This is a genomic window from Alkalibacterium indicireducens, assembly GCF_039522005.1.
Taxonomy (GTDB): Bacteria; Bacillota; Bacilli; order Lactobacillales; family Carnobacteriaceae_A; genus Alkalibacterium; species Alkalibacterium indicireducens.
Genome location: NZ_BAAADA010000120.1, coordinates 1 through 2,714, shown reverse-complemented (window position 1 = coordinate 2,714; position 2,714 = coordinate 1). Strand labels below are relative to the sequence as shown.

Genomic DNA, 2,714 nt, shown 5'->3' with positions numbered 1-2,714 from the left:
TCCGATTGGTATAGTCAGTGGGCCTTCACCACCTTTAATTTTTAGTTTTCATAAAAAATTTGACAGTTCCTGTAATTCAAATGTAAAATTATCTATTAATCTTGTTTTTCCTATAAATACTGCTATTGCAACTAAAACTGATTTTTCAATATAATTTACTCTTTGTAATGATAAAGAATCAACAACTTCTACATAATCAATCTTTGCCAAATTATAAGTATTTATATTTTTACTTATTATCTCAATTATTTTTAAGCTATCTCTCTCTCCATTATTTAAGGCTTCCTTAGCTAAAGTTAAAGATTTATTTAAAATAGTAGCTGAAGATCTTTCCTCTAAACTTAGGTATGTGTTTCTAGAACTTTTAGCTAGTCCATCCTCTTCCCTTATAATTGGACACCCTACAACGTCTATATCAATATTAAGGTCCCTAACCATTCTTTGAATTACAGCTAACTGTTGTGCATCCTTTTCTCCAAAATAAGCTCTATCTGCTGGTATTGTGTTAAATAATTTACTTACAACAGTGCAAACCCCTCTAAAATGTATTGGCCTACTAGCTCCACATAAACCTTCTGTTAATCCAGTTATATTAACAAAAGTACTTGCATTGTCACAATACATCTCTTCAACTTCAGGATTAAATATTGCTGTTGCTCTACCTCTTGTGCATACTTCTATATCTCTTTCTAAGTCTCTTGGATAACTACCTAAATCTTCATTTTTCCCAAACTGAGTTGGATTTACAAAGATACTTACAACAACTTTATCATTTTCTTTTGATGCTTTTCTAATTAAACTTTCATGACCTTCATGTAAATATCCCATAGTAGGAACTAATCCTACCTTTAAGCCTTGTTTTTTCCACTCTTTTACTTGACTTCTAACATCATTTACTGTTTTAAATATAACCATATTTCTTGACCCTTTTAATATAATTTTTCTAAAACATCATCACTTATTTTAAACCCATGTTCTGGACCTGGAAAAACTCCATCTTTTACTTCCTCTATATATTTTGTAAATGCTTTATTCATCTCTTCTGATAAATCAGCATATTTCTTCACAAATTTAGGGGTAAAATCACTATACATCCCCAACATATCTTGATATACAAGAATTTGTCCATCACACCCTGCACCTGCTCCAATACCAATTGTAGGTATTGATATCTCTTTAGAAATTAACTCTGCAAGCTTAGTTGGAACACATTCTAACACTACAGCGAATGCTCCTGCTTTTTCTACAGCTTTAGCAGCTCTTATTAATTCTTTAGCAGCTTCCTTGTCCTTTCCTTGTACCTTAAATCCTCCAAATGCATTAACAGATTGGGGTGTTAAACCTATATGCGCCATAACAGGTATAGAAGCCTTTACTATAGCCTCTATTTTATCGCATACTTCTATCCCTCCTTCTAATTTAACAACCTGAGCTCGTCCTTCTTTTATTAATCTTCCTGCATTAACTACTGAATCATATACTGAAGTTTGATAAGACATAAATGGCATATCTGCAACAACTAAAGTGTTCTTAGCTCCTCTTGTAACTGCTCTAGTATGATGAATCATGTCTTCCATAGTTACTGAAAGTGTATCTTCATGTCCTAGACATACCATACCAAGAGAATCTCCTACTAATATTCCATTTATCCCAGCTTCATCAATTATTTTTGCTGTTGAATAGTCATAAGCTGTAAGCATTGTTAATTTTTCATTTCTTAATTTAGATTCTTTAAATGTAACTGCTGTATTTTTCATCTATCTCTCTCCTAACTCTCTCCTAAATACTTTTCTAATTCACTATAATCTCTATTAATATTTTTTAACATAGCTATCTCTAATACATTTTTTGATAATAGCATATATAAAGCTCTGTCTTCATCTGATAAAACTTCACAGTGACCTTTAATTGTTGAAATATCACAACGTTCAACTGGCCCTGTCAAACTTTCTATAATTCCTTTTTCTTTTATATTTCTAATATTAAATTCAATTAATGGATATAAAGCTTCAATTGCCATTTTTTCAGTAAATCCACATTGAATTAGATATGTAACGCTTGTATTAATAAGTCCTAGCACAAGGTTACTAGATACTACTGATGCGGCATGATAAAGAGATTTATTCTCCTTAGATACTATTACAGTACTATTACCTAACTTTTTGAAGAAATCACATAAAAACTTTGCATATTTTTCATCGCCTTCAATTGTTATAAAAGATTTTTTTAATTTTTTGTATGAATTATATTTATCTGATATTGAAAACATAGGATGGACAGAATAACCATAAGCACCATAGTCCTGTATATTTGAAAAGATATCTGAAGATATTGCACCACTGCAATGGCAGATTAATTTGTTTTTGATTTGATAATTTTTAATTTCTTGCCATACCTCCTGAATTTGACCATCAGGAGTCGTAATGAAAATAGTATCATTTTCATCTACTAATTCTCTTAAGTTTAAATATTGTTTACTAGATGTAAAATTCGAAGCTGCTAATGACGAGTCTTCGCTTTTACTATAAAATCCTGTTACTTGTATTTTATGTTCCTGGAAATACTTCCCGAATGAACAACCTACCTTGCCGGCTCCAATAAAACCAACGTTCATAATTATCACCTCCATAAAGAAGTGGTTACTGTCAAATTTTTTTGTTCTTAAAGGTCTATAACCGTTGTTCTATCAAGGAAAAGACAAAAAACACTTGCCC

At 31.1% G+C, this 2,714-nt stretch carries 3 protein-coding genes; all 3 read right to left on the bottom strand.

What is annotated here, in order from left to right; translation table 11 throughout:
- Positions 1-48 precede the first annotated feature (48 nt).
- From panC to ABFX15_RS07605, 3 genes are read right to left on the bottom strand one after another with little or no spacing between them, the layout of a single operon-like run.
- The gene (gene panC, locus ABFX15_RS07615; RefSeq protein WP_346024867.1) at positions 49-915 is read right to left on the bottom strand and encodes a pantoate--beta-alanine ligase; all 867 of its coding nucleotides are present in this window, start codon (positions 913-915) and stop codon (positions 49-51) included.
- 14 nt (positions 916-929) lie between these two features.
- Entirely contained in the window at positions 930-1,757 is an 828-nt protein-coding gene (gene panB, locus ABFX15_RS07610) for a 3-methyl-2-oxobutanoate hydroxymethyltransferase (RefSeq protein ID WP_346024866.1), read from the bottom strand.
- 11 nt (positions 1,758-1,768) lie between these two features.
- Positions 1,769-2,629: a Rossmann-like and DUF2520 domain-containing protein gene (locus tag ABFX15_RS07605; protein ID WP_002349114.1), complete on the bottom strand. Its 861-nt coding sequence runs from the start codon at positions 2,627-2,629 to the stop codon at positions 1,769-1,771.
- Positions 2,630-2,714: the final 85 nt, after the last annotated feature.

Coding starts and splice junctions, on each gene's coding strand:
- panB (WP_346024866.1), bottom strand. CDS start 1,757: ATGAAAAATACAGCAGTTACATTTAAAGAATCTAAATTAAGAAATGAA.
- ABFX15_RS07605 (WP_002349114.1), bottom strand. CDS start 2,629: ATGGAGGTGATAATTATGAACGTTGGTTTTATTGGAGCCGGCAAGGTA.
- panC (WP_346024867.1), bottom strand. CDS start 915: ATGGTTATATTTAAAACAGTAAATGATGTTAGAAGTCAAGTAAAAGAG.